The sequence below is a fragment of the Pseudoduganella dura genome, assembly GCF_009727155.1.
GTDB lineage: Bacteria > Pseudomonadota > Gammaproteobacteria > Burkholderiales > Burkholderiaceae_D > Rugamonas > Rugamonas dura.
In genome coordinates, this window is sequence record NZ_WNWM01000002.1 from 5,471,717 (window position 1) to 5,493,681 (window position 21,965).

At 67.6% G+C, this 21,965-nt stretch carries 15 protein-coding genes; 5 read left to right on the forward strand and 10 right to left on the reverse strand.

Annotated elements, in window-relative coordinates:
• Window positions 1-8 precede the first annotated feature (8 nt).
• From GJV26_RS23950 to GJV26_RS23970, 5 genes are all read right to left on the reverse strand, one after another.
• On the reverse strand, window positions 9-1,010 hold the full coding sequence (locus tag GJV26_RS23950; RefSeq protein ID WP_189441671.1) for a hypothetical protein: 1,002 nt from the start codon (window positions 1,008-1,010) through the stop codon (window positions 9-11).
• On the reverse strand, window positions 1,007-1,849 hold the full coding sequence (locus GJV26_RS23955; protein ID WP_216643158.1) for a hypothetical protein: 843 nt from the start codon (window positions 1,847-1,849) through the stop codon (window positions 1,007-1,009). Before GJV26_RS23955 ends, GJV26_RS23950 begins: the two co-directional genes overlap by 4 nt.
• 9 nt (window positions 1,850-1,858) lie before the next feature.
• Window positions 1,859-2,317 (reverse strand): DUF6152 family protein, encoded by a 459-nt coding sequence (locus GJV26_RS23960; protein ID WP_229419415.1) that lies wholly within the window; start codon window positions 2,315-2,317, stop codon window positions 1,859-1,861.
• A gap of 196 nt (window positions 2,318-2,513) precedes the next feature.
• Window positions 2,514-3,578: a sigma-54 interaction domain-containing protein gene (locus tag GJV26_RS23965; protein WP_155711177.1), complete on the reverse strand. Its 1,065-nt coding sequence runs from the start codon at window positions 3,576-3,578 to the stop codon at window positions 2,514-2,516.
• Between the two features lie 172 nt (window positions 3,579-3,750).
• Complete coding sequence (locus GJV26_RS23970; RefSeq protein WP_173346260.1) at window positions 3,751-6,168, reverse strand: TonB-dependent receptor; 2,418 nt, start codon at window positions 6,166-6,168, stop codon at window positions 3,751-3,753.
• 291 nt (window positions 6,169-6,459) lie between these two features.
• Here GJV26_RS23970 and GJV26_RS23975 point away from each other — a divergent pair, with 291 nt between their 5' ends.
• The 3 genes from GJV26_RS23975 to GJV26_RS23985 all read left to right on the forward strand — a co-directional run bounded on the left by GJV26_RS23975 (window position 6,460) and on the right by GJV26_RS23985 (window position 11,506).
• Window positions 6,460-6,891, forward strand: coding sequence for a rhodanese-like domain-containing protein (locus GJV26_RS23975; protein WP_155711179.1), 432 nt, complete (start codon window positions 6,460-6,462; stop codon window positions 6,889-6,891).
• Window positions 6,892-7,241: 350 nt separating this feature from the next.
• Window positions 7,242-10,370 carry a TonB-dependent receptor gene (locus GJV26_RS23980; RefSeq protein ID WP_155711180.1) on the forward strand — a complete coding sequence of 1,043 codons (3,129 nt, stop codon included), beginning with the start codon at window positions 7,242-7,244 and terminating at the stop codon, window positions 10,368-10,370.
• A gap of 182 nt (window positions 10,371-10,552) precedes the next feature.
• A complete protein-coding gene (locus GJV26_RS23985; RefSeq protein WP_443094239.1) occupies window positions 10,553-11,506 on the forward strand; it encodes an IS1595 family transposase in 954 nt (317 codons plus the stop codon).
• A gap of 140 nt (window positions 11,507-11,646) precedes the next feature.
• Here GJV26_RS23985 and GJV26_RS23990 read toward each other — a convergent pair whose 3' ends face one another.
• A complete protein-coding gene (locus GJV26_RS23990) occupies window positions 11,647-13,416 on the reverse strand; it encodes a pectinesterase family protein (protein WP_155711181.1) in 1,770 nt (589 codons plus the stop codon).
• A 111-nt stretch (window positions 13,417-13,527) separates the two neighbouring features.
• Here GJV26_RS23990 and GJV26_RS30345 point away from each other — a divergent pair, with 111 nt between their 5' ends.
• Window positions 13,528-15,642, forward strand: coding sequence for an ATP-grasp domain-containing protein (locus GJV26_RS30345; RefSeq protein ID WP_229419417.1), 2,115 nt, complete (start codon window positions 13,528-13,530; stop codon window positions 15,640-15,642).
• 92 nt (window positions 15,643-15,734) lie between these two features.
• On the opposite strand, the gene GJV26_RS24000 is transcribed toward GJV26_RS30345, so the two are convergent.
• From GJV26_RS24000 to GJV26_RS24015, 4 genes are all read right to left on the reverse strand, one after another.
• Window positions 15,735-17,195, reverse strand: coding sequence for a pyridoxal phosphate-dependent decarboxylase family protein (locus GJV26_RS24000; RefSeq protein WP_155711182.1), 1,461 nt, complete (start codon window positions 17,193-17,195; stop codon window positions 15,735-15,737).
• A gap of 68 nt (window positions 17,196-17,263) precedes the next feature.
• Window positions 17,264-17,890 (reverse strand): LysE family translocator, encoded by a 627-nt coding sequence (locus GJV26_RS24005; RefSeq protein ID WP_155711183.1) that lies wholly within the window; start codon window positions 17,888-17,890, stop codon window positions 17,264-17,266.
• A gap of 142 nt (window positions 17,891-18,032) precedes the next feature.
• Entirely contained in the window at window positions 18,033-18,833 is an 801-nt protein-coding gene (locus GJV26_RS24010) for an HDOD domain-containing protein (RefSeq protein ID WP_155711184.1), read from the reverse strand.
• Between the two features lie 126 nt (window positions 18,834-18,959).
• Window positions 18,960-20,309 carry a GGDEF domain-containing protein gene (locus tag GJV26_RS24015; protein WP_155711185.1) on the reverse strand — a complete coding sequence of 450 codons (1,350 nt, stop codon included), beginning with the start codon at window positions 20,307-20,309 and terminating at the stop codon, window positions 18,960-18,962.
• A 214-nt stretch (window positions 20,310-20,523) separates the two neighbouring features.
• Between GJV26_RS24015 and GJV26_RS24020 the strand changes: the two genes are divergently transcribed.
• On the forward strand, window positions 20,524-21,960 hold the full coding sequence (locus GJV26_RS24020) for a M28 family peptidase (RefSeq protein WP_155711186.1): 1,437 nt from the start codon (window positions 20,524-20,526) through the stop codon (window positions 21,958-21,960).
• The last annotated feature ends 5 nt before the right edge of the window (window positions 21,961-21,965 follow it).

Consider the following 21,965-nt stretch of genomic DNA (forward strand, 5'->3'; position numbering starts at 1 on the left):
AAGTATCCTCATTTCTTCGCGGGCGTGACGGCCACGTGGCCGAACCCGATGTTGTTCTCGGTGCAGATGCGCTCGTCGCGCTCGATCACGCGCCGGCCCTTGTCGTCGTGGTTCAGCGCCACCTCGTAGTGCCAGCCGTCGATCGCGTCGCCCTCGGTGCGGCGCTTGTTCGGGATGGTGGCGGTCCACTTGCGCGTGTACACCGTGGGATCGTCGAAGGTGGCCACGTAGTTGTAGGCCTTGCCGTCGTTGGCGAATATGTAGCGCTCGGTGATGTGCGCGTTTTCGCTGGCGAATTCTCCGGTGCGGCCGAACAGCGCCTTGCCGTTGCTGTTGGTCACGTCCACCACCAGCGTGTTGCCTTCCCAGCGGCCGCGCGAATCGGCGTTCCACAGCTTGATGTTCGCGGGAAGATGGGGCTTGTTGTCGAGGTGGATGATGCGGGTACCCGAATTGAACAGGAACAGCACGTAGCCCGGATACTGGCGGATCTCGTAGCCGTGCCAGATGAACGACTTGGGCACGCCGGCCGGCGCGCAGCGCGCCAGCGGCTCGATGTAGCGCGGTTCGGTCGGATTGTGGAAGTTCTTCAGGAAGTCTTCCTGCGCGGCCTTCGCCCATGGCTGGAACGGCACCTGGCCGTCGGCTGGATCGGTCACGCGGCTGGGCGCGCGCCCGTCGCGCGGCGGCAGCGCGCGGCGCGGCGGGTTCGGGTCGCCGGGAATGCCGCCCTGCGGGTCGGTCCAGTTGTTGTGGTTGGCCACCGTGTTGGACCAGTGGCCTTCCACGTCCGGCTGGCCGTCCGGCAGGCGCTTGCCGGTCCACTTGCCGGATTTTATCTCTGCATACGCGGGCTCGAACGCGATGCGCTCGGTGGTCTGCAGTGGCTTGTCGTGCGGCTTGTCCTTCGGTTCCGCGGCATCCGCGCGGGGCAGCACGGCGAAGGCCAGCGCCGCGGCGGCGGCGGCAGGCCAGGCGGCCGCCAGGGCGGCTTTCACTTTCCGGTTCATGGTTGTCCTCCTGCCGGCTGCGCGGTCGTCGACCCGCCCGCCGGCGCGGCCCCGGCGGGCGGCTTCGGCGGGTAGTGCTCGTCGTAGTCCAGCGTGAAGCGGTAGTCCTCGATCAGCTGGAAGTTCTTTTCGCGGTGGCGGTGCAGCAGCACGGCGATCGTCCACGGCCGGCTGAAGACCTGCGGGTCCTCCAGCGTGGCGCGGTATTCGATCGTGTTCGGGTCGACGTATTTCCAGCGCTCGACCACGTGCAGTTCCTCGCTGTGGAAGTTGCCGGCGCGGTCCAGCCACGTCTCGTCGTTGAAGTCCTTCACATCCACCACCAGCGTGTCGCCGTCCCAGCGGCCGCGCGAGTCGCCCAGCCAGAACTGGTTGCGGTCGCCGCCCGGGTGCGGCGTGCCGTCGGTATGGATGGTGCGCACCGAGTGGCCGAACTGGTGGACGATCGTGATGTCGCGCCGGCGCTGGAATACCTGGAACGGCTCCGGGTAATACACGCCGCGCGGCACGCCCAGCGTCCAGCCTTTCAGGCGCGGATCGTCCTTCTCGCGGTTGGCGAAGTTCTTCTGCTTTTGCACGAGGGCGGCCGGCAGGTAGGGGATTTGCCCGCCTTCGACGATGCCCGGGCCCGGCGGCGCATCCTTGCGGGCGGCGTGCGGTTCGAGGTCGTGGTCGGCGGCGCCGTGGGCTTCCCAGATGCCGGAGAAGTCGGGCTTGCCGTTGGCGGCGCGGGGAATCGATCCGACCGGCGCGGCGAGCGCCTGGCCGGCGATGGCCAGCGCGCAGGCCAGCACTGTCCATTTCGGCAGGAGGGATTTCGGCAGGAGAGTCTTGATCAACGCATGCTCCTACTGGCGGGCCGTTTCGGCGGTGGCGGCCGTGGGCGCGTCCTGCGCGCCGCCGGTCTGGATGGTGCGGCCGTCGGCCAGCGTGACGAACACGCTGTAGCCGAACGGCTGGCCGTTCTTCGAGCGGTAGCCGCGCACATGCACCTCGTCGCCCACTTTCAGGTCCGACTTCTTCAGGCCCTTGTTGCTCAGCGAGTTCGGCGCGCCGAACTCCACGCCCCAGTTGGTCACCGTGCCGTCCGGTCCCGTCACGTCGAAATACAGCCAGCTGTGCGGGTTCACCCACCTGGCCTTGGTGATCTTGCCTTTCAGGTCGATCGGCTGCTTGGCGTCGAATTCGGCGGCGAAGGCGTGGTGCGCCCGGGCGGCGGGCGGGGAAACCAGCAGGCAGGCTGCCGCGGCGGCGGCCAGCAGCAGCAGTGGCAGGCGGCCCGGCCCGGTGGCGTTATCGTGGTTCATCTCGTTCTCCATGGTTGGTGCGGTGTTGCGGACAGGAGACCCGTTTGCAAGCGGCGTGCCAACGATGAGTCAAACGTCAAGCCGTTGAAAGCAAAGGAAAAAATGCAAGCGGGGAGAAGAACGGGGGAAAGGCGGGGCGGGCGGGGTGCTGCAGCGGCAGCAGGCGGCTGCTGCCGGCGCAGCAGCCTTGGGAACGTCAAGCGTTGACGGTTTCGCCGTCGCTGCTGATGAAGCCGAAGCGTTTCAGCTGGGTGCGCACCACATTGCGCGTGATGCCGAGCGCGCGCGCGGTCTGCACCTGGTTCTGGTCGCACCACGCATACGCGGTGCGCACCAGGCACGCCTCGACCTTTTCGTACAGTTCCAGCTCGCCGCCGTGCATCATGTCCTCGAACAGCGCTTCGAGCCGCTCCAGCGGTGCCCGGGCTGCGCGGCCCTCGTCCGCATGCTGGCGCTTCACGGCGCCGGCCAGGTTCAGGTCCGCGGCGCGGATATGCGGCCCGGCGCTGACGATCAGCGCATAGTGGATCACGTTCTCCAGCTCGCGGATATTGCCCGGCCACGCATAGGCCAGCAAGGCCGCGCACGTGTCCGGCGCCAGGCTCGGGTTCTCGATGCCCATGCCGTGCGCATAGCGCTGCAGGAAGTGCCGCGCCAGCGGCAGGATATCGCCCGGGCGCTGGTGCAGCGGCGGCAGCGTGATCGGCGCCACGCTGAGGCGGTAATACAGGTCGGTGCGGAAGTGGTCCGCCGCGACGGCCTTCTGCAGGTCCACGTTGGTGGCCGCCACGAGGCGCACATCGAGGGCGACCGGCTTGCGCGCGCCCAGGCGTGTCACCTGGCGTTCCTGCAGCACGCGCAACAGCTTTACCTGCAGCGCCTTCGGCAAATCGCCGATCTCGTCGAGGAACAGCGTGCCGCCGTTGGCCGCCTCGAACCAGCCGGCGCGGGCATGGGTGGCGCCCGTGAAGGCGCCGCTTTCATGGCCGAACAGCTCCGCGTCGATCAGCGTTTCGGAAAACGCGCCGCAGTTGACGGCGATGAACGGGCCGCGGCGGCCGCTTTGCGCATGGATGTGGCGCGCCACGAGTTCCTTGCCGGTGCCCGTTTCGCCGATGATCAGCGCGGTGGCATCGCTGCGCGCCACGCGCTCGATATGCGCGAGCAGCGTGGCCGACAGCGGATCGTGGAACAGCAGTGCCTTGGCGCGGATGGACAGCGCGGCGCCCGCGCTGTCCGGCAGGGTCAGGAGTGTGCTCATTGTTGCCTCTCTCTTTCGGGACAATCGAGCCTACTGAAACCTCCCCCTTTTGCGAACGACGGATTTCCGGAATGCTTATGCCATATTTAACAGTTCGGGCAGCGTGCCTTATGGCATAAGGGCATAAGGCCCGTGAGCGTTCCTTCGAGGCTGTAACGATTCTGCAACATTGTCACAGTCTGGCCCGGAACACGAGCGCCAGCGTGCGCCCGTAACCCGGCTGCCTCGTCACCGCCCCGGAGCTGCTGAACGTGCCGGCGCCGGTGGCGTAGTCCTTGTCCAGCAGGTTGCGGGCCGAGACGGCGAGCTCGTAGCGGTTGTCCGCGGTGCCGATCGCGATGCCGCCGTCGACCAGCGAATACGCGCCTTGCCACGTTTGCGGCGACAGGCTGGCGGCCAGGTCCGTGCCCGACCGGAACGAGTCCGTCAGCCACGCATGCGCCTGGAAGCGGCCCAGCGGCAGCGTGTAGTCCACGCCCGCGTTGACGATGGTCTTCGGCGCGCCGTGCAGCTGGCGGCCGGCGTAGTTGACCAGCGTGGTGGACGACGTGTCCGGCGCGGTGGTGGAAAAATCGAGGTAGATCGCCTTGTTGTACGACGCATTCAGGTTCAGCCGCAGGTTGCGGCTGTGCGCGTAGTTCAGTTCGAGCTCCACGCCGCGGGCACGCACGCCGGCGATGTTGCCGAGGTAGGTGCGGGTGCCGCCGGGCTGCGTTTCGTCGGGCACCGTCAGGTTCGACTGGTAGTCGCGCACCTTGATCTGGTACAGGTTCGCGTTCAGCTGCACCGAGCGTTCGGCCAGCAGCGCCTTGATGCCCAGCTCGTAGTCGCGCGCCTTTTCCGGCCGCACGTTCTGCGGGGCGCCCAGCAGCGCGCCGCTGCTGGTGACGAATTCCACGGCGCCCGATTTCTCGCCCTGCGCGGCCGACGCGTACAGCAGCACGTCCGGCGTGAGCCGCCAGCTCGGGCTGACCAGCCACGATACCGAGTTGGCGTCGATCGTGTCGCCATCCTTCCAGTCATAGACCGAGCCGGCGCCGCCGATCGCGTTCAGGTACAGCGCCTTGGCCGCATTCCACGCCGCCAGGTCCGCCGGTTTCGCGAGATCGAGGCCGTACCGGCCGGCCTTGCCGGTGTCGTTGCCGTTGATATCGGTCAGCGCGGCGCCCGCGCGATCGAGCTCGCGGCGGTTGCGGCCGGTCTTGTGTTCCTGCGTGTCCCGCAGGCCGAGCGTCAGCGTGCCGCGTTCGCTGAAGTGCCAGTTGCCCTGGCCGAACGCGGCCACGGACGACGTCTTCGGCTCCAGCACATACGAGCGGTAGACGCCGTCCTGCGCCGCGCGCAGCAGGCCGCGGTACTGCGGGGCGGACAAGGCCGCGTACTGCGCGGCGCTGGCGTTGAACGCGGCGGCATCGGCGCCGTAGTACGAGGGGTCGTCGCTGTAGACGGTGGCGCGCAGGCCGTACAGGCCGGCCTGCCAGTCGATCGCGCCGCCCACGTCGGACGACAGCCGCAGCTCCTGCGAGTACTGGTTGTTCTTCAGCTGCTGGCCGCCGTTGCCGATGTCGAAGCGCGTGACGCCGCCGTTCTTGATGTCGAAGCGCTGGTTGCGGTATGCGCTGATCGAGGTCAGCGTGTAGCCGTCGAAGCGCACGTTGATCTCGGCGGAGAGGCCGCCCTGGCGCGTGCGCTGCGGCCGGGCCTGGGAATCCTCGATCTCGTTGTTGCCGAACACGGGCCGGTACGGCGTGCCGTCCGGGCTGTCGAAATAGCTGCGCGCCAGTCGGCTGGCGAACGTCAGCGTGCGCGCCGGGCCGTCGGCGAAGCTGGCCGGGCCGTTGTTCACCAGCAGCGACTTGTTGCCGTTCTCGGACGACTGGATCTGGTCGAGGATGATGCGGGCATCGAGGCCGGGCCGCGGCTTGACGAGGAACTGCAGGCGCCCGCCGCCGCGGTTCGTTTCATTCCACGTTTCCGGGCCGCTTTGCCACGCGTTCTTCAGCATGCCGTCGCGCTTGTTGTAGAAGAACGAGGCGCGGTAGGCCAGCACGCCGTCGACGATGGGGCCGGTGGCGGAGAACTTGCCTTCCAGCGTGTTGTAGTCGCCGATCCGCGCTTCGTACGTATAGGCCGGCGTGAAGCTCGGCGCCTTCGTGACGATGTTGATCACGCCCAGCGTGGTGTTCTTGCCCAGCAGCGTGCCTTGCGGGCCGCGGATCACCTCGATGCGGTCCACGTCCACCCAGTCGGTCCAGTTCTGGCCCACGTAGGAACTCGTGACACCGTCCACGATGACGCCGACCGAGGGTTCCATCGTGTCGTTCGCGCTGTTATTGCCGATGCCGCGCAGCGAGATGCTGGTCTGGCGCGGGTTGCTGCCGAACAGGCCCAGGTTTGGCACTTTCTGCGTGAGGCCGGCAATGCCGACGATGTCGTCGCGCTCGAGCGTCCTGCCGCCGACGACGGAGATCGGCACCGGCACATCCTGCGCGAGTTCCTCGCGGTTGCGGGCGGTGACATGCACCTGTTCGAGCGGCACGCCGCCGGCCGCCACCGCAATGGCCGATTGCGGGTCGGCGTGGGCGTTCAAGGCGGCGAGGAAGGGGAGTAAGGCGGTCGGCAGATGGCGTGCTGGCTTGTGCATTGTGATGGCGGGTTGGTGGCTGATGCATCGTCCATCTGCAAGCGCCATGCCATCCCGTCGCAGAGGGCGGCGCCGTGCATGCCGCGCTGCGGATGCAGCAGCCGGCCGTTCGTACTGCTGCGGGCGCAGCAGTTGCAGGGGTTCGCCATCGCGCTGTGCCCCTGCAGGCAATGGCATGCAAGTTGCCTGAAGGGGAGGGCCGGCATGAACCGGCCAACCATACGAAAAGGAACCACGATGAAGACTATGCAGATGCTGGCGGCGCTGTCGCTGCTCGCCGCCATGCCCGCGTTCGCCCAGCAGGCCCCCGCGGCCGCCGAGCAGGCATGGAAATACCAGGCCAAGCGCCTGGCCCGTGCCGATGTCGACGCGCTGCTGGCGCAGCCGGACAAGGTGACCGTGCTGGACGTGCGGCGCCCGGACGAGCTGACGGCGAAGGGCGGCTTCCCCGTCTACCTGAACATCCAGGCGAAGGAAGTGGAGAAGAACCTGGCGTACATCCCGCGCGACCGCGTGATCGTCACCGTGTCGAACCACGCCGGCCGCGCCGGCGCGGTCGCCGACCTGCTCGCCGCGCGCGGCTTCCATGTCGCCCGCGCCACCGGCGCGGAAGACTACGCTGCGCAGGGCGGCACCATCACGCGCTGGCAGGCGCCGGCCAAGCCGTAAGCCGGCCAGCATTCCGTCCGGCAAAGCCCGGGACAGACCCCTGTTTCCAAGAAATTTCCTGGAAACAGGGGTCTGTCCCGGATTTTTATGATGTGCAACTAAAATTACAATTTTGGAAATTGATATGCGCTACCAAATGGTTGCGCATATCATATTGGCCTGACCAGTTTATTTCATGCCTGTCATAGGGGGAATTGACGGGTTCGGTAGCGTTGTTGCGCAAATGGTAGCGCTTAACAAGTGATGTTAAAAAATGTTGACTTTGTATCGTGCCAATCCTAAACTCGATTGCGCTGTGCTACTAAAAGGCAACAGAAGCACGGCAGTGCTGATAAAAACAGGAGACAACCATGAATCATCGAACGACCGCCGGCCGGCGCGTCGCGCTGGGCCTGACCATCATGGCGAGCATGATCGCCCAGGCTTACGCCCAGGACACCACCGCACCGAATACCGCTACCGAAGCTGCCAATGCCGCGGCGAATCCCGCGGTCACCGCACCCGCCGCACCTGCCGACACCGCGGCCGCGCCCGAACCCGCCATGGCGACCGTGAAGGTCACCGGCTACCGGAACAGCCTGCTGTCTTCCGCCCGCGACAAGAAAGAATCCGTGGGTTTCCAGGATTCGATCAACGCCGAGGATTTCGGTAAATTCCCGGACAAGAACCTGGCCGAGTCGCTGAGCCGCGTACCCGGCGTGCAGGTGTCGCGCGACGTGACGGGCGAGGGCATGACGATCCAGATTCGCGGCCTCGGTTCCTCGTTCACGAAGATCCTGCTGAACAACGCGCCGATCGCCGTGGCTTCCTCCGGCCCGATCGACGGCGCCAACACGAACCGCGAAGTCGACCTCGACCTGCTGCCGACGGACCTGTTCACCAAGCTCACCGTGAGCAAGAGCGCGGCCGCCAGCCAGATCGAAGGCGGTGCCGCCGGCGTGGTGAACCTGCGCAGCGCGCGGCCGTTCGACAAGGAGGGCAAGCAGCTCTCGATGGGGCTCACGGGCACCAAGCAGCAGATCGCCGACAAGGCCGGCTTCCGCGGCAACGTGCTCGCCTCCAATACGTGGGACGGCAAGTTCGGTATCCTCGGCGGCATTTCCTTCTCGCGCCAGCAGGCCCGCACCACCGGCTTCGAGACCGTGGGCTGGACCAACCCGAACCTGACGGCGGCGCAAAGCAACTCGCCGGGCCGCAACGCCACCGGTGGCGGCAACTGGACGATTCCAGCCACCGTGCCGGTCAACGCCGGCAACGGCCTGGTGCCGGGTACGGCGATCAACCAGGCATTCCTGCTGGCGAACAATCCCGGCCTGACGATCGACCAGATCGACAACGCGATCGTGCCGCGCCTGGGCCGCACGATGGAATACTACGGCACCAAGGAAAAGATCTCGGCCGTGTTTGCCGCCGAGTACCGCCCGACCGATGCGCTGCACTTCTACCTGGACACCATGTACAGCAAGAAGGACGACGACATGCAGCGCAATGCCTACACGTGGGCGGTGCGCAACAACGCGTCGATCCCGCTGAACATGACGGTGGACCGCAGCGACTGCGCCAACGGCTGCGTGGTCACGTCGGGCACGTTCGCCAATGCGCTGAACTTCATCGAGTTCGGCCCGCGCCGCGACAAGGTCGACCTGCTGGGCATCAACCCGGGCGTGGAATGGAAGATCACGCCGAAGCTCACGTTCGATGCGGCCGGCAACTGGAACCGCAGCCGCTTCACGCACGAAGCGCCGACCGTGATGCCGATCACGGCGCCGAACAGCGGCAACACGATCACCTACCAGAACAACGGCGGCGTGCCGTCGATCGTCTCGAACCTGGACCTGAACGATCCGGCCAACTACCAGTGGGTGGGCGGGCGCGTCAACATCCAGAACGAGCTGCGTGAAACGGAAACGAAGGGCTTCCACACCAACATGGCGTGGGGCGACAAGAAGCTGACGATCCGCTCCGGCTTCGCGTGGGACGACATCAACCGCACGATCCGCGCGCAGGACAACTCGGCCGCCTGGCAGGCCGCAGCCTGCGGCAACAACCCGAGCGTGTTCCTGCAGGGTCCGAACGGCGCGCCGCCATGCAACGGCGCCAGCACGCCGGGCGCCAGCGCCGCCGCCCTGTATCCGGGCTACGGCACCGGCTACACCGCCGGCCAGAACGCACCGCTCACGTACGGCGGCTCGCTGATCCCGAACGCAGCGCTGCAGACCTACCTGGTGCCGGGCCCGTACGGCCGCCTGGCGCTGGACTGGGACCGCTTCCGCAACGACTCGAACTACGACTACTACAACAGCACGGCGCCGGACTCGGGCGCCTCGTCGACCGGCGCCAGCGCCGGCTACATCCGCGAGAAGTCGAAGGCGGTCTACGTGGAAGCGAACGGCGAACTGCAGCCGGCCGGCTTCAACCTGCGCTGGAACGCCGGTATCCGCTATGTGCGCACCGAGCAGCAGGTGGGCGCGCTGACCTCGCTCTCCGATCCGCGCAACGCCAACCTGCCGCTGAACGGCAGCAAGTACCCGAACATCAGCGAGTGGGTGTACCAGAACACGGAATACAGCAACACGCTGCCGTCGGCCACGATGGCGCTGGACCTGCGCAAGGACGTGGTGCTGCGCCTCGCCGCCTCGCGCAGCATGACCCGCGTGAACCCGAACGACCTGCGCCCGGGCATCAACTTCTCGTCGGTCTCGGCGGACGTGGGCACGATCGGCAATCCGGGCCTGAACCCATACCTGTCGGACAACATCGACGTGGGCGTGGACTGGTACACGGGCCGCGAAGGCTACCTGTCGGTGACGGGATTCCAGAAGCGCATCAACGGTTTCACCGTGAACGAGAACATCACGCTGCCGTTCTCCAGCCTGGCCCAGTACGGCGTCAACTACGGCACGCTGATCCCGGCGCAGCAGCTGGCGATCGACTCGCGTGGCGGTCCGAACAATGCCACCGTGGTGATGACCCGTCCAAGCAATGCCGACGGCATCCTGCGCATCCGCGGCCTGGAAATCGGCTGGGTGCAGCCGCTCGACAAGCTGCTGCCTTGGCGCGGTTTCGGCTTCAACGAAACGCTCACGCTGATCAACCAGAAGGCCAGCGGCGAAGGCTCTTCCGGTTTCATCGCCCTGGGCGTGCCGAAGAAGACCAACAACTTCGGCGTCTACTACGAGAACCACGGCTACATGGTGCGCTTCATGCACACGTATTCGCAGGGCAGCCAGGTCGCCAACGCCAACCAGAGCGGCATCACGGCGGCGGCGCTGTACGGCAACGACTACAAGCAGCTGGATTTCTCGTCGAGCTTCGAGCTGGACCAGATCTTCGACCGCGACGGCCTGCCGATGCTGACCTTCGACATCGTGAACCTGAACAAGGCCAAGCGCAGCGGCTACTTCCAGTACGGGAACGCCACGATGTCGCAGTACGACCCGGGCCGCACGTTCGCCCTCGGCCTGCGCATGAAGTTCTGATGGCCGGATGAGCGCCTCCGGCAAGGGGGCGTTGCATGGATCGTCATTCGCCGGCCCGTTCCCTTACCGGGAGCGGGCCGGCGCTTGTTTGCGGCGCTGTCCGCGTAAAGTTGGGGAACTCCCGCTCTCAGCCGTTGTCTGACTTCCTGTTGAGATACTTCATGTATATCAGGGAGGCGATCATGGAAATGGCGAGTTTCCACGTAGTGTTCAAGGCGCTGGCACAACTTCAGCTTTCCTCGGAAGAGATCGCCTGTCTGCAGGGCTTTCTTGCCACCGCCGTCGATCCGAAGCAATGCCTGGCCCTGATCGAGGCGGCAGCGGGGAAGCGGGCATGTCCGCATTGCGGCGGCAGTCGCTGTCACCGGTGCGGCGAGGCCAATGGCCTGCAGCGCTATCGCTGCGTTGGCTGCCGGCACAGTTTCAATGCGCTGACCGGAACGCCGCTGGCCCGCTTGCGCCTGCGCGACAAGTGGTTGCCATATTTGCAATGCCTGATCGAGTCGAAAACAGTGCGGGCCGCGGCCGAGCGGGTAGCGGTGGCGAAATCGACCAGCTTCCGGTGGCGCCATCGCTTCATCGCTGCAGTGCGCCAGGAACGTCGACCGCGATTGTCCGGCATCGTCGAGGCCGATGAGACATACCTGCTTGAATCGCAGAAGGGATCGCGCCACCTCGATCGCCCGGCCCGCAAGCGCGGCGGCAAGGCCACGCGCCGTGGCATCAGCCGGGAGCTCGATTGCCTCCTCGTTGCCCGCGATCGCAACCGGCAAACCTGTGATTTCGTGACCGGGCGCGGGCCGGTCACTGCCCGGCAACTGGCATTGCACCTGCTGCCAGTGCTGGCGCATGACGTGCTTCTCGTGAGCGACTCGGCCAGGGCGTATCAGCTCTTTGCAAAGCAGGCCGGCATCACCCACGAAACGGTAAATATCCAGGCCGGCATCCGTGCCCGCGGCGCACTGCACATCCAGGGAGTCAACGGATGGCACAGCCGCTTCAAGACATGGCTGCGGCGCTTCAACGGCGTGGCCAGCCGCTATTTGGCCAACTACACAGGGTGGCAGCGCGTGCTCGATGCGGCTGCACTGACGGCCCCGGCGCACTGGCTGCGCGTCGCCGTCGCACCTGGATAGCAATGGTGCTGTCCGGGCCTGACATCAATCAGCAGACATAGTTCCGTACTCGAAGGAAATGCTCAGCTAACGCAAACAGCGCCTTGTTTGCGACTATCCTTTGCGCCCATCCCCGGCGGCAACCGCCGGGTCACGGACGGTCAAATCCCGACAGCCACCGGCGCGCTGGCGACGCGCCCGCTGCCGTTCGACACCTCGACGGTATAGCGCCCCGGCTCGCGCACGAGCAGCGCGGGGCCATCGCCGGCAACTGGCTTGCCATCCCGATACCAGCGGTAGGCCGGCTCCGGCACGCCGGCGGCGCGCACGGTCAGCGTCGTCCCGCCATCGGCCGCCGCGGCACGCGGCTGGGCCAGGATGACCGGCGCCAGTGCCGGCCGCCATCCGCCCAGCACGAAGGCCGGATCGCGGTACTGCGCGATCAGGGCCGCGTCGCGCGCTGCGTCGAGCTGCCGCGAGCGCGGATGCCGCGCGCCGGTATCGACGGGCTTGCCGTCCGCCGCGCGCGAGTTGAATTCCCAGAATTTCACGTGCGTTGCGCCGTCGCCGATATCCGTCCAGCCGGCCGGCAGGATGCCGTCCAGCGTGGAATCGATCAGCACGGCCTCGGCGTACGGATAATTCTTCCCCTTGTTGTCCGGCAGCCGCGCGATCTCGGCGGGCCCGCCAAGGGCGGTGAACCGGCATCCGACGAACACGTTGCCGTGGTTTTCCCGCGGGTTGCGGATCCACATGAACGCGCCTTTCGAGGCGATGTCGCAATCGCGGAAGAAGGCCGGGCCGCGCCCGAGGATCGTGTCGCCGTCGCCCACCAGCCGGAAGTGGCTGTAGTAGGCGCTGCCGTTGGTCTGCAGCGCATCGCCGGAACCGCGCACCGTCACGTGCGAGACGATGTTGCGCGAGCCGTTCAGCAGCAGGCCCTCTGCCTGGCCTTTCGCGGTGGTCTCGATTGTCAGGTTGACGAGCGCGAGATCGTGCACGTTGTCCGCCATGAAGGCGGCGCGGCGCGACGGGAACGTGCCCGGCAGCTCGTTGGTGGCCACGTTCAGCGGATGGGGGTTGAACACCTCGTTGTTGGCATAGTGGATGCGCACCTTGTCGCGGTCCTCGCCCACGATGGACAGGTCGCGCTTGTTGCGGAAATAGACGATTTCCTCGTAGTCGCCGTTCTTCACGAAGACCGTCGTGCGCCGGGCTGGCCGGTCCGGAACGTGGTCGAGCGCGCCCTGCACGGTCGAAAAGTCGCCATCGCCGTTCGCGCCGACGGTGACCAGCGCCGCATCCTTCGCCGGGCCGTGCGGCTTCGTCGTGAAGCGCCATTGCCGGCCCTGGACGCCGTCGAAGCCGTCGCCGGACAGCACGCCGGGATCGACCTGCACGTAATACGTCTTGCCGTAGTCGAGCAGGTCGTGGTGCGGGGTGACCAGCGCCGTGTTGCCGCGCACGATCACCGGATGAAAATGAAAGCCCTCGGTGAAGCCGCCGATGATCGTCAGCTGGTAGTCGCCGGGCGCGGCCACCGGCGCCGGGTCCACGCCGGCCGTCGGCGTGCCGGGCCTGGTGTCGGCATTGGTGCGGCGCGGGCCGCCGTAGGGATAAGGGTGGACCAGGTAGGGCGCGCGCGGCGCCGTGCGCCGCGTCGTCGGGCCGGCGGGGATCGACAGGTCGAGCGTGTCCACCAGCCTGTCGTCGGCGGCGTCGTAGATGCGGATCCGGCCGCGCGTGCCCACGGTGGGCGAGGTGTCGAACACGAGCCGTAGCGGCGTATCCGGGTTGACGCCGGTGGCGCCGGCGCGCGGCAGCAGCTCGACGGCAAGGGCGGGGAGGGAGGCAAGGGCCGCGGCGGCGGCAAGCACGGAAGCGAGAGGGATGGCCAGCGCCACGGCGGCCGGCGAACGGGTGGATGTCATGGGTCTCCTCGAAGGTTGATCCGATTGTAGAGCGGGATGGCCGCCTGTTGCGCTCAAGCTTCCGATCATCCGTCGTATACTGGGATTCCGATAACTCAAGCCAGCGTATCCATGATCATCAGCCCGGAAATCGCCTTCTGGAACGACGCCATCCAACAACCGACGGAGCGGCGCCACGGCCCCGCGCCGGATCACCTGGTCGAAGCACTGCGCTCGGAACACGCCGGCATCCGGGCCGCCGCGGTTGCGCCTGACGTTGCGGCCGACATTGCGCCCGAAATTGCACCCGCATTCGATGCCGACCTGGGCACGGCGCTGCGCGACCTGCCGCCGGCCGTGCTGGCGCGGCTGCACACCAGCTGGCTGGGCGCCTGGCTGGTCGAAGGATTGGGGCGGGAAGCGCTGACGGACCTGGTGGTGACGGCCGACGGCGAGTTTCTCGGCACCGCGACCCTGCTCGATGCGGGCATGCTGGCAGGCGTTACCGCGAACAGCTGGGCCAGCGCGCGGGCCGGCGCGGCTTCGGCGGTGGCGGTGCGCGTCGAGGAAGACGCCGCCGACACGCGCGTTAACGCGTTGCGGCTGCTGTTGCTGCACGAAGCAGGCAAGGCGCTGGCCGCCGGCCGCCGCTTCATTCCCGACTGGTGGACGGACGACGCGCAGGGCGACTACTCGTTCCTGCCGCTGTCGTGGCAGGTGGATGGCGATGGTGTCGTCGTGCCGGCGAACGACGCGGTGCGGCGCGCCGGCCACGATGCCGCCGCTGCGTACGCGGCGCTGGAAAGTACGGCCCACCTCACGCCGCACGGCGCGCGCAGCCCGCTCGACGATTTCGCCGAAGCATTCGCGCTGTATGCGCACATCGTGCTGTCCGGCCGGCCGTGGAGTGCCCGCGTGACCGGCGGCGACACCGTGCATGCCTATGCGCCGCGCTGGGATGAGCCGCGCCTGGCCGGCAAGCTGGCGCTGCTCAAGCGCTTCGTGCCGGACGTGGTGCACGAAGCCGATCCGCTGGTGGCGGCGGCCGCGTTGCCGTTCGCGCCGCTGGTCGGCACGGCGCCGCTGATGCGCCGCGCCTTCGACAAGCAGGACATGGCGCCGGTGGCCCAGGCGCTGCTCGCCCGCGCCGAAGCCGACCAGCTCGATGCGAACGCCTACCTCGACTTCGCGATCACGCTGCAGCTGACGGGCGACCGCGACGTGGCGATGGACGTGCAGGCCGAGGGCGTGCGCATCCGGCCCCGCTACACGTTGCCGGCGCGGCGCGGCGAAATGCTGCGCCTGCTCGTGATCATGGGGCTGGGCGACCTGATGGCGAACACGCCGATCGAGTTCCTGCTGGAAGATTCGGACGTGACGCTCGAAATGCTGTACGTAACGGCGGAGGCGCCGTGGCCGGAAGTGGTGCCCGAACACGATGTGATGATGGTCTGCATGGGCGAAAACGACGCCAACCAGCCGTTGCTGGCCCGGCTCTCCGAATGGATCGCCGGCTGGCCGCGGCCCGTGGTCAATGCGCCGGAGCGGATCGCCGTGCTGTCGCGCGACGGTGTCTGCAATGCGCTGGCGGGCATCGACGGCGTGGAAATGCCGCAGACCGTGCGGCTGGCGCGCGAACGGGTCGCCGCGCTGGCGGCCGCGCCGGAGATCCTGCGCTCGCTGCTGCCCGATGGCGTGTTCCCGCTGATCGTACGCCCGCTGGGATCGCACGCCGGCCACGACCTGGACAAGATCGATACCCCGGCGGACCTGGCGGCCTACCTGGAACGGGTGCCGGCCGGGCAGTTCTACCTGTCGCGCTTCGTCGACTACCGCGGCGCCAACGGCCTGTTCGGCAAGTACCGCGTGGTGCTGGTCGATGGCCGGCCGTTCCTGGCGCACTTCGCCAGTTCCGAGCACTGGATGGTGCATTACCTGAACGCCGGCATGGGGGAGAGCGAGGCGAAACGCGCGCTGGAAGCGGAAGCGATGGCGCGGTTCGACGACGGGTTCGCGCTCCGGCACCGCGAGGCGCTCGCCGAGATCGACCGCCGCATCGGGCTGCCCTACGTGGGCATGGATTGCGCCGAAACGCCGGACGGCCGCCTGCTGGTGTTCGAGGTCGACAACGCGATGATCGTGCATGCGATGGATGACGAAGCGACGTACCCCTACAAGAAGCCGGCCATGCGGAAGATTTTCACGGCGTTCCGCCAGATGCTCGAAAACGCGCGCAGCCAGCGCTAGCCGACTAGCTGGTGTCGGACACCGGCCTTATGGTGTCGGACACCGGTTTTCGCATGCGTCGGCCTGGCCATCTGGTGCCGGACACCGACTCGTCAGATTGCCAGCCTGCGCGCCGCCAGCATCTCCAGCCCCGCCAGCAGCGCATCGATGTCGCGCCGCTCGCTGCGGTGGTTGACGATCGCCACACGGATCGCCACCTTGCCTTTCAGCGTGGTCAGCGACGGCGCGGCGATGCCCGCTTCCTGCAGGTCGGCCACCAGCGCGGCGTTGAAGTCGTCGACGTCCTGGTCCGATACCCGGCCGGCGACCTTGTGGCGGAAGCACACGATGTTCAGCGCCACGGGGGCCAGCAGCTCGAAGGCGGGGCGCCTGCCCACCTCGCCGGCCAGGTAGCGCGCCAGCGCGCAGGTGCCGGCGATCGCTTCGCCCATGCGGTCTGCGCCATAGGCCTGCAGCGTAAACCATGTCTTCAACGCGCGGAACGAACGCGACAGGTCGGGGCCGAAATCGCACGGCCACGGCGAGCCGCCGGCCATGCCGCGCGGCTCGCGCTTCAGGTAGCGCGGCGCGGCGGCGAACGTCTGGCGATGCAGTTCGCCGTCGCGCACCAGCACGAAGCCGGCGTCGTACGGCACCTGCGCCCACTTGTGGAAATCGAACGCGATCGAGTCGGCCCGGTCGATACCGTCGAGCAGCGGCGCCAGGTCCGGCGACAGCATCGCCATCGCGCCGAACGCGCCGTCGACATGGAACCACAGGCCGTTGGCGTGGGCCACGTCCGCCACGCGCCGCAACGGGTCGATGGCGGCGGTGTCCACGGTGCCGGCGGTGGCGGCCACGAAGAACGGCCGCAGGCCGGCCTGCAGATCCGCGGCGATGGCCTGTTCCAGCGCCGTGGTGTCCATCCGGTACTGGTCGTCGAGCGGAATCAGGCGCAGCGCAGAACGGCCAATGCCGGTCAGGTCCAGCGCCTGCGCGATGCAGTCGTGCGCCGCGGCGGACGTGTAGGCAACCAGTCCGGCCCCCATCCGCGCCAGCCCGGCGTCGCGTACCTCCAGGCCCAGCGTGCGGCGGCGCGCCACCAGCACGGCGATCATGTTGGCCATCGACGTGCCGGTGACAAACAGGCCGCTGGCGCCCGCCGGGAAACGGAACAGCTCCGCCATCCAGCGCGCCACCTGGCGCTCGACTTCGACGGGAATCTGGTCGCGCCCGCCCACGTTCGCGTTCAGGCCCGCCGCCAGCATCTCGGCCAGCATGCCGACCGGCGTGCCGGCGCCGTGCACCCAGCCGAAAAAGGCCGGGTGCGCGTTGCCCACGGCATAGGGCAGCACGTCGTTCATGAAAGCCCGGTGCAGGTCCGCGATGTCGCTGCCTTCGCGCGGCAGCGGTGCCTGGAATTTTGCCCGCACGTCGGCCGGCGCCTGCTGCCACACGGGGCGCTCGCGCAGCTGTTCGAGGTAGTCGAACATGTCGTCGAGCATGCGATGGCCCTGTTCGCGCAGCGCGCTCCAGTCGGCGGGATCGAGGGTGGTGGAGGTTGGCTCGGCCATGGCGGTTCCTTGTCGCGAATGGCGGCACTATACTGCACGGACGCGCCCGGCGGGCGCGCCGCATGCGCCTACCTGGAAACGATGAGTTTCAGGCCCAGCGCGATGAACACGGTGCCGGCCGCGCGGTCGAGCACCACGCCGGCACGCGGTTTCCGGCTCAGCCACTGGCCGATTGCGCCGGCAAAATAGCCGAGCAGGCCGAACAGCAGGGCTGCCTGCAGCGTGAAGGTGACGCCCAGCGCGGCCAGTTGCCAGCCCACGGCGCCATGCGACGCGACCACGAACTGCGGCAGGAACGACAGGAAGAACAGCACCACCTTCGGATTGATCGCGCTGGCGAGACAGCCTTTCCAGAACAGGCGGGCAGGGGATTCCAGCGACGATTCGGTGGTGGCCAGGCTGACCGCGCCGGCGTGACGCCACGCGCCCCAGCCCAGTTTCACCAGGTACAGGCCGCCGGCCACCTTGAGCACCGTGAACGCGGTGGACGAGGCCGCGATCAGCGCGCTGACCCCGACCACCGCCAGCAGGGTATGGCTCAGGCAGCCGAACGCGCATCCCAGCCCGAATGCGACGCCCCGCCTGCGCCCCTTCGCCATGCCCATGCCGAGCACCATCAGGTTGTCGGGGCCCGGCGACATCGTCAGCACGACGGCCGCCAGCAGGAAAGGGAAGAATTGTTCGGGTGTCAGCATCGGCAACTCGCGTCTGGGGAAACGCGAGTATATGCCATGGCCGGCGCCGCAGATGCCGGCCCGATGGCAGAGCGGGTCATGGGGTCTCTCCCGATTGCCTCACCGCCGCCGGCAAGCCCGGGCCGGCGTCACGACGGCAGCCTCAGGGCGCGGCCGAGAACGACTCATGCGATGGGAACTTCGCCATCATCCACTCGGTGCGCAGCTGCAGCGTGGCGACGATGTCGGCCGGCAGCGTGGCGATGATTTCGGGATCGTCGCTCGGCGTGTCGGCCAGCAGGCTGGCCAGGTGGATCACGCCGGCCAGCTGGCAGAACGGCTTGGCGGCCATCGGTTCGGACGAGCATTCCAGCGCGCGCACGATGCGGGGCGGGAAATTCCAGCGGCGGCCCAGCTCGGCCGTGATCTGGCCTTCGGAAAAGCCGAGCAGGCGCTGCTCGCGTTCCCAGCGGCCGCCCGGCAGATGCGGCTGCTCTTCGATTTCCGCGAACTGGGCGGGGGCCACCTGGTAGATCAGCAGCTCGCCCAGCCGCAGCATCATGCCGGCCAGCCAGGCTTCGCCGCCGTCGGCGCCCAGGCCCGTTGCCAGCCATTTCGAATAGCCGGCGCAGGCCATGCTGCTTTTCCAGAATTCCCCGGAGTCCAGGCCCGGCAATTCCGGGAACGATTCGGCGAAGCAGGTGGCCAGCGCCAGCGTGCGGATGTGCGACATGCCGGCCAGGGCCACGGCATCGTCCAGCGAGCTCACGCCGCGGGAGAAACCGAAGCGGGCGCTGTTCGCCAGGCGCATCAGCTTGGCCGTGAGCGCCGGATCGCGGGCGATGATGGCGGCGATGCTTTTCGACGAGGCATCCTCGTTGTCGAGCGTGGCGATCAGGGCGTGCGCCACTTCGGGGATGGTCGGCAGTTTTACGTCGGCGAAGAACTGGGTCAGGCTGGGCATGGATGTCTCTCGGGTGGCACGGCGCTGTATCGCCGCTGGTCGTGCCAGTGTAATCGCGGAGTTCGACGGAATCGTCAAAAAATTGCTTAAGATCAACGCTCAGTGTTGCGGAAACGCAAGCGCAGTTCAGTCGTAGTGTGCGCCGGTGGAAGGCGGGGACCATGCCGGCACCGGCGGCAACGGTGCCTCGGCCACCATCACGCAATCGCGGCCCGCGGCCTTCGCCGCATACAGGACGCCATCGGCACGCTTGATCACCGCGCCGATGTCTTCGTTTTCTCCCCGCGCGGCAATGCCGAACGACGCGGTCACATTCAGCCCCGCCGGCCAGGCGCACTGGCGCAACGCGGCGCGCAGCTTTTCGGCGAGCTGCCGGCCCTGCTCGGCGCCGGTGGCCGGGCACACGATCAGGAATTCCTCGCCGCCCCAGCGCACCAGCCTGTCGTTGGCGCGGATCCCGCCATGGATCGCGGCGGCAAAGTCGCGCAGCACCGCGTCGCCCACATCGTGCCCGTGCCGGTCGTTGATGCGCTTGAAGTGGTCGATATCGGCGAACAGCACCGCCATCGGCCGTGCCAGCAGCGCCGGGCTGTTCATCAGCGCGGCGCGCAGTCCCTGCCGGTTCAGCGCGCCTGTCAGGGGATCGGTGTTCGCCTGCTCGGCGAGTTCGCGCGTTTCGAGCTGCAGGGCCGCGTTGATCTCGCCGAGCAGCGCCAGGCGCCGGCTGCTGTGATCGAGTTCGCGGTGCAGCCGCAACGAGGCCAGCAGCGGCCAGCTGACCGCGCACACGATCCAGGCCGCCATCAGGCCCATGTACAGCTCGCCACTGGTGATCCATTTGCCATGCAACCGCAGCGAGCGCAGTTCGATCACATGATCGCCTCCGGCACTGGCGGCGCCCGTGAGCAGCTCGATGCGGGTGACGTTATCGATCCGCATGTCGGTCGCCTCGAGCGGCACTTTCATGTAATCGATCCACCACGTCGCCGTATGCAACACGTTCAGGGGAACGCGGATCGCCCCGTCGTGCGGCACTTCGAACTCCAGCTCGTTGATCTTCTGCGACATGGGATTGTCCAGGGTCGATGTGCCGGGTTCGAAATTGAGCACCATCAGGCGCAGCGCATGCCGCCCCGGTCCGCGGTAGGCCACGTCGAACGTGACGGCGTCGAATTCCGACAGGTCGATACCCGCCTGCGTGTCGGAAATGACGAACTGGTACTTGCACGCCGGCCAGTCGATCGTGCGCGCCAGCCGGCAGCGCATGGTCAGCGCCCGCCCGTCGTGCGCGAGCGCGACGCGGCTGGTGCCGCCCATCCAGCGGTCGTCCATCGCGCTGCGGCGCACATCGGCGCGCGTGGTCAGGTCGATCACGCGTTCCATTCCGAAATGATGCCAGAGCAGCAAGCCGATGGTGATCGCCGCCAGGGCGGCGATCACACGGTGCATCAGGCGGTAGGCGCGGGAAGGGTCCAAGCGTGAAGGGTCCAGGATGAAATAATGTTCGGAGCAAACCCCGTGACGATACGCTTTTAGTTTCCTTGTGGCAATTTGAATTGTCTGATGTGTTGTGCGCGGCTTACGGTTGGGAACAACATCCCGCCCGCGGCGGGCATCCGGCCGCACGGCATTGACTGCCCGACAAGTCCCATGCAATATTGCATTTTCTTTGTGTCAAGAAAGTCATCGCATGCGTCATCTCTTCTCCGCACTGACCCTCGCCCTGGCCGCATCCGGCGTCTGCGCCCAGGCAGCGACCGATACCCTGGCGGAGCGCATCTCGGCCGATTCGCTGCGCGGCCACCTGTCGTTCCTCGCTTCCGACCTGCTTGAAGGCCGCGGCACGCCATCGCGCGGGCTCGACCTGGCGGGCGAGTACATCGCCGCGCAATTCCGCCGGGCGGGCCTGGAGGCGGCAGGGGATGACGGCTACTTCCAGACGGCCAGCTGGCAGCAGGCCCGGCGCGACGACAACGATTTCGTGCTCATGGTGCAGGCGGCCGGCAAGACGCTCGCCGTGCCGCTGGCTGCCGCCACCGCCAACTTCGTGCAGCCGGTGGCGCTGGGCGCCACGGCGGTCGTCCGGCTGGGCTGGAAGGAAGCGCTCGAGGCGGGCACCGAGGTCGACGGCAAGGTGCTGGTGGTGCCGGCCGCGCCGGTGCCCGGCGCCGCCGAGGTGTTGCGCAACGGCTTGCAGTCGCGGCCGGCGCTGGTGGTGCTGCTCGATACGAAGGGCCAGCACCGCAACCGCGGCGAGGGCTGGCTGATCGATCCGGAACAGGCCGTGCCGGCCGGGGCGACGCCGGTCATCGTGCTGCACGATGCCGCCGCCGCGGCCGCGCTCGAAGGGGCGGGCGCCACGGTGGCCGCCACGGTCGGCGTGCCGCACCTGCGCCCGGTCAGGCTGCGCAACGTCATCGGCGTGCTGCGCGGCACGGATCCGGCGTTGAAGAACACCTATGTGATGCTGACGGCGCATTACGACCACCTGGGCATCCGCGACGGCGTGATCCACAACGGCGCCAACGACGACGGCAGCGGCACCGTATCGGTGATCGAGATCGCCGCCGCGCTGGCGGCGCAGAAAGAGCGCCCGAAGCGCAGCATCGTGTTCATGACGGTGTTCGGCGAGGAACTGGGCCTGCTCGGTTCGCGTTATTACGGCCGCCATCCGGTCTTCCCGCTGAAGGACACCGTGGCGAACCTGAACCTGGAACAGATCGGCCGCACCGACGACAGCGAGGGCGCCCAGGTCGGCACCGCCACGCTGACCGGCTTCGATTATTCGACGGTGACCGATGCGCTGAAGAAGGCGGGGGAGCGCACCGGCGTGCGGCTGTGGAAGCACGCCGTCAACAGCGACCGCTATTTCGCCTTCAGCGACAACCAGGCGCTGGCCGACGTGGGCGTGCCGGCCCACACGCTGGCGGTGGCCTTCGGCTTCCCGGACTACCACGGCAAGGACGACGACTGGGCCAAGCTCGACTACGACAACATGGCGCGCATCAACCGGATGGTGGCGCTGGCGGTGCAGGGCATCGCCAACGATCCGGCGCGGCCGCGGTGGACCACGGCGCCGAAGGCCGCGCCGTATGCGGAAGCGGCCAGGAAGTTGATGGGGCAGTAAAGGCC

Excerpts from the sequence above, each read along its gene's own strand:
- GJV26_RS23960 (WP_229419415.1), bottom strand. The coding sequence starts at position 2,317 with ATGAACCACGATAACGCCACCGGGCCGGGCCGCCTGCCACTGCTGCTG.
- GJV26_RS24010 (WP_155711184.1), bottom strand. The coding sequence starts at position 18,833 with ATGCCCAGCCTGACCCAGTTCTTCGCCGACGTAAAACTGCCGACCATC.
- GJV26_RS24005 (WP_155711183.1), bottom strand. The coding sequence starts at position 17,890 with ATGCTGACACCCGAACAATTCTTCCCTTTCCTGCTGGCGGCCGTCGTG.
- GJV26_RS30345 (WP_229419417.1), top strand. The coding sequence starts at position 13,528 with ATGATCATCAGCCCGGAAATCGCCTTCTGGAACGACGCCATCCAACAA.
- GJV26_RS24020 (WP_155711186.1), top strand. The coding sequence starts at position 20,524 with ATGCGTCATCTCTTCTCCGCACTGACCCTCGCCCTGGCCGCATCCGGC.
- GJV26_RS23975 (WP_155711179.1), top strand. The coding sequence starts at position 6,460 with ATGAAGACTATGCAGATGCTGGCGGCGCTGTCGCTGCTCGCCGCCATG.
- GJV26_RS23950 (WP_189441671.1), bottom strand. The coding sequence starts at position 1,010 with ATGAACCGGAAAGTGAAAGCCGCCCTGGCGGCCGCCTGGCCTGCCGCC.
- GJV26_RS23980 (WP_155711180.1), top strand. The coding sequence starts at position 7,242 with ATGAATCATCGAACGACCGCCGGCCGGCGCGTCGCGCTGGGCCTGACC.
- GJV26_RS23965 (WP_155711177.1), bottom strand. The coding sequence starts at position 3,578 with ATGAGCACACTCCTGACCCTGCCGGACAGCGCGGGCGCCGCGCTGTCC.
- GJV26_RS23985 (WP_443094239.1), top strand. The coding sequence starts at position 10,553 with ATGGAAATGGCGAGTTTCCACGTAGTGTTCAAGGCGCTGGCACAACTT.
- GJV26_RS23990 (WP_155711181.1), bottom strand. The coding sequence starts at position 13,416 with ATGACATCCACCCGTTCGCCGGCCGCCGTGGCGCTGGCCATCCCTCTC.
- GJV26_RS24000 (WP_155711182.1), bottom strand. The coding sequence starts at position 17,195 with ATGGCCGAGCCAACCTCCACCACCCTCGATCCCGCCGACTGGAGCGCG.